This window comes from Opitutales bacterium (assembly GCA_013215165.1).
Lineage (GTDB): Bacteria > Verrucomicrobiota > Verrucomicrobiia > Opitutales > JABSRG01 > JABSRG01.
Genome location: JABSRG010000124.1, coordinates 1 through 3,401, shown reverse-complemented (window position 1 = coordinate 3,401; position 3,401 = coordinate 1). Strand labels below are relative to the sequence as shown.

At 47.8% G+C, this 3,401-nt stretch carries 5 protein-coding genes; 2 read left to right on the top strand and 3 right to left on the bottom strand.

Annotation, left to right across the window (positions count from 1 at the left end):
• Positions 1–184 precede the first annotated feature (184 nt).
• Together HRU10_15205 and HRU10_15200 are read left to right on the top strand one after the other, a co-directional pair.
• On the top strand, positions 185–364 hold the full coding sequence (locus HRU10_15205) for a hypothetical protein (protein NRA28580.1): 180 nt from the start codon (positions 185–187) through the stop codon (positions 362–364).
• Between the two features lie 57 nt (positions 365–421).
• Positions 422–856 (top strand): hypothetical protein, encoded by a 435-nt coding sequence (locus HRU10_15200; protein NRA28579.1) that lies wholly within the window; start codon positions 422–424, stop codon positions 854–856.
• Between the two features lie 71 nt (positions 857–927).
• Here HRU10_15200 and HRU10_15195 read toward each other — a convergent pair whose 3' ends face one another.
• The 3 genes from HRU10_15195 to secG form a co-directional block, all read right to left on the bottom strand.
• Positions 928–1,254 (bottom strand): CopG family transcriptional regulator, encoded by a 327-nt coding sequence (locus HRU10_15195; GenBank protein ID NRA28578.1) that lies wholly within the window; start codon positions 1,252–1,254, stop codon positions 928–930.
• Between the two features lie 116 nt (positions 1,255–1,370).
• Positions 1,371–2,234: a hypothetical protein gene (locus HRU10_15190; GenBank protein NRA28577.1), complete on the bottom strand. Its 864-nt coding sequence runs from the start codon at positions 2,232–2,234 to the stop codon at positions 1,371–1,373.
• Positions 2,235–2,293: 59 nt separating this feature from the next.
• Positions 2,294–2,761: a preprotein translocase subunit SecG gene (gene secG, locus HRU10_15185; GenBank protein NRA28576.1), complete on the bottom strand. Its 468-nt coding sequence runs from the start codon at positions 2,759–2,761 to the stop codon at positions 2,294–2,296.
• Positions 2,762–3,401 lie beyond the last annotated feature (640 nt).

Sequence of the window (3,401 nt, the reverse complement as noted above, 5' to 3'; positions counted from 1 at the left end):
CACCGCGCCACCTACATCGAAAGTCAAGAATGGCTCAAAGAGGCCGCATGACTCCCCGCACCTCTGGTCACACCCAATCGACTCGGGAGAAGTCATAAATCTTGACTACAGAGAATTGCCACTGGAGGCCGAGAACCCTGAATCCCTAAAAGGAGTTGAGAAAGACAGAAGCAAAGAAAAAGAAATGATCAAAGCAATTGGCCAAGAGATCATACGGGTCGATATCCCAGGTGACCTCGAGGAAGACTCTCTGCGCTTCGTTTTAAAAAATAAAAGAGCATTAAGCATGGCTTATTCAATCTACGGAGGCAGAACACTAATCGAAAGGATTTCTAATAAGTCGGGAGGTGACAACTCAGAGTAGCGCTGCCGCGCTACTCTCCGCATACCACCTTGCGTTGTGCGAAAAAAAATGCCAGGAATGAAGCACATCACAATCGTTTGCATCTTTTGGGTCTGTGGAGCCTTGGTGGCTGATGCAGATTATATTGCCTATCAGCCCGAAGAGGTGCTCTCGGCGGAAAGCTTAATAATCATGGAATTCTTAGAGTCCACGATCATTTCCGAGTTCAAGGTAGAGGAGACGCGTCTCTCGAGAGTGTACGTGGACATCACAGAAGCCATATGGCTGGCTCACGATGAAAAGAAGGGTGTAAGCATCATTCCTCAATACGATGTTCGACTATCCGATGATCCGCTCATTTCGATTTCCGGAGAGAGTCTAAAAGCCAACGTTTTGCTTGATGCTATATGTGTTAAGGGAGGTCACACATGGTCTTTGATTAAGGGAGTTCTTGTCACAAGACCAACCGAGTCACAGGCGGATGGGTCTATGTCCTCAGTGTCTACGCGGTAGAGGGCACAACAAGCCGGTACTTATAATATCAAAAAGTGCGCCAACAAATGTAGACAGCCAAAAGGATGATCCTAGGCCGCAGGCAAATCGAGGTCTGGATCTTCAAGAAAATCCGTGACCGCAGCACGCACGAGTTCGCCGACGCTCACTTTTTTTCTCTTAGATGCCTGAACGAGATCGCTGCGTAATTTTTCAGGCAATCGTACGGAGAGCTGCCGGTGGTCCCGAGAACCTGTTTGGTATCTACCGTAATCGTAACGTTCGATAGCAATTCGAACAAGACTACTCACGGAGCGAGCGCTGTGGCGTTTAGCTAGAGAACCGAGTCGTTTGTGGTCGCTTGATGCCAAATCAAAAGTTAACGACATATTAGCGGATTTTTGTTTGGTGGGGGGCATAGTTTCTTACTTGAAGTGGGGGGAACTATTCAGTGATCCATGTCACTAAACGTTGGATACGCTATTTGTTCTAAAGAAAGTCGCCAGGCCCCCTGGGAAGTTTAACCAATCTCAGGCTACAAGAGCTCAAAAGCCACCGTGGATACATCAACCTGGCTACGCATCAACTCATGATCGAAGACATCTTTTGAAAGGATCACTCCCAAGGCAGCCGCCCTCACAATGAACCGAGCTTTCTCGCGTGATCCTGGAGATACATAATCGATTGCTTTTGGGATCCAATCATCACCCACCTTCTTAAAACTAACGACGCGAATGCTCCTAAGCTCACTGCCTGATGCATCGATGAAATCTGCACGCAATAAAGCATAAAAGTCCGCATCAAGTGATAACCGAATACGCTCCAAATCAGGATAATCTGCCATCAAGGACTCAGGTGCAATCATGTCGAAAACATAAGCAGGACGGCCCAACACCCGAGTGATGCCATGTAATTCCCAATCTTCCCAAAAGATAAAAGGCATCTGCAGCTCAAAGGGGGTAATCCCTAAGTCATCCTCCACCGGCTTGAATAATTCCGATGCTGAGACACGACTCCACGAACCGAATGCGCTTTGGGCGTTATAGAATGCCGTATCGACGCCTGTTCGAAACAGCAACGCATCTATGTTCGGTAGCTTATTTTTCTCCAGAAATTCGATACGCTGCACTGGAAGGCCCTGCTCCCACGTGCCAAACATTCTGCCACTGAAAACCTGTGACTGGCCACGTGCTGGGAAGTGCTTCAGGTCGAAATCAAAAACATAATCTGAAGACAGGCGCAGACTACGAAAGCGATCAAGAAACACCGCTGCCTCATTGATACTTAAATTATCCACCTCAAGCAGCCGATCAACCGAAACACGTGAATTTTTCGGCTGTGCCTCCAAGCCGAGAATCGTCGCTAGAGCGAGACAGCTCATTAAGATTGAGGACCTCATAGGTTTGAAGACTGTGCGGCCCTGAGAAATGTTCCTCTTACTAGATGATCGCAGCCCTACTACTGCTGCGTAGGCGCCTCCACGTCCCCTGTCTCTGTCGGAACTACATCCTGGGCCGCTGCTTCAACATCATCTAAGGGATTTACCACGTCCACAGCCTCGGGCTCTACATCAGCTGCGGCCTCATCCACCAACGAGGCGTCCTCTGCTTCAGCGGCCGCAGCCTCTGCATCTTCAGCCACAATATCTAACAGGGTGCCCTCGTCGGCTGAGTCCCCATTGTTGTAGATTGCGAAAAATCCAAGATAGAGGATGAAAGCGAAAACGAAATAAACGATCGTCAATCGTTGAGTATTCTTACTAAGGATCGAATTGGTTTCCGCGCCGAAAGTTTGATCGGCTACGCCACCGCCCATCGCCGCGCCCATACCCTGTTGGCCACTGGATTTTTGCAGTAAAATTAGGCCAATCAGTGCGAGCGAAAGCAGCACCATAAAGAAAGTCAAAATCGCGAGTAGTATACCCATGTCTAAAAAGTGAAAACGAGAGAACGTAGTTCCCGAAGCATCCGGATCAAGCTCATTATGTGAACAGGCGAAGAAGTGTCCGATTAAACAAACAGAAAAAGAATTCAAACACAGCTTTAACGCCTAGAATAAAGGCGATAGCCTACTTAGCTTGAGCTTCGACCTGCTCGAGAGCAATCGCTCCCGCGATCAGCCTGCCACCTACCTATAAGACCCATATCAAATAAACACCGAAAAACCTCTGCACACAACATCTGGACATACGGACATATTTCCCCCCTCAATCCGATAAGAAATATTAGCGTCTATTCGCGTTCATTCGCGGATCGAAAATCAAAACCATCGAACTGATCCAAGTTATAGACCGACAACGACAGCTATCACGATCACGATAACGATTTAAATAAACAATTCCGCGTCCGTTCTGCGCCTTCCGCGGCAAAAACACCATCTCTTTCTGGGAACGCCGAGCCCCAGCTCGGCCTGACGAATTCGAATAAATTCGCGGACCAAAAGATCACAAAAGTTACGTTACTATTTTTTACAAAAACGCTTGACCTGCTTTATCGAGAACGCTTTCTCGCGAAGCAGTCCACCAAACTTTGTTCCATAATTCCATTCCACCAACTTTTACGAAATA

Coding starts and splice junctions, on each gene's coding strand:
- HRU10_15200 (NRA28579.1), top strand. CDS start 422: ATGAAGCACATCACAATCGTTTGCATCTTTTGGGTCTGTGGAGCCTTG.
- HRU10_15195 (NRA28578.1), bottom strand. CDS start 1,254: ATGCCCCCCACCAAACAAAAATCCGCTAATATGTCGTTAACTTTTGAT.
- HRU10_15190 (NRA28577.1), bottom strand. CDS start 2,234: ATGAGGTCCTCAATCTTAATGAGCTGTCTCGCTCTAGCGACGATTCTC.
- HRU10_15205 (NRA28580.1), top strand. CDS start 185: ATGATCAAAGCAATTGGCCAAGAGATCATACGGGTCGATATCCCAGGT.
- secG (NRA28576.1), bottom strand. CDS start 2,761: ATGGGTATACTACTCGCGATTTTGACTTTCTTTATGGTGCTGCTTTCG.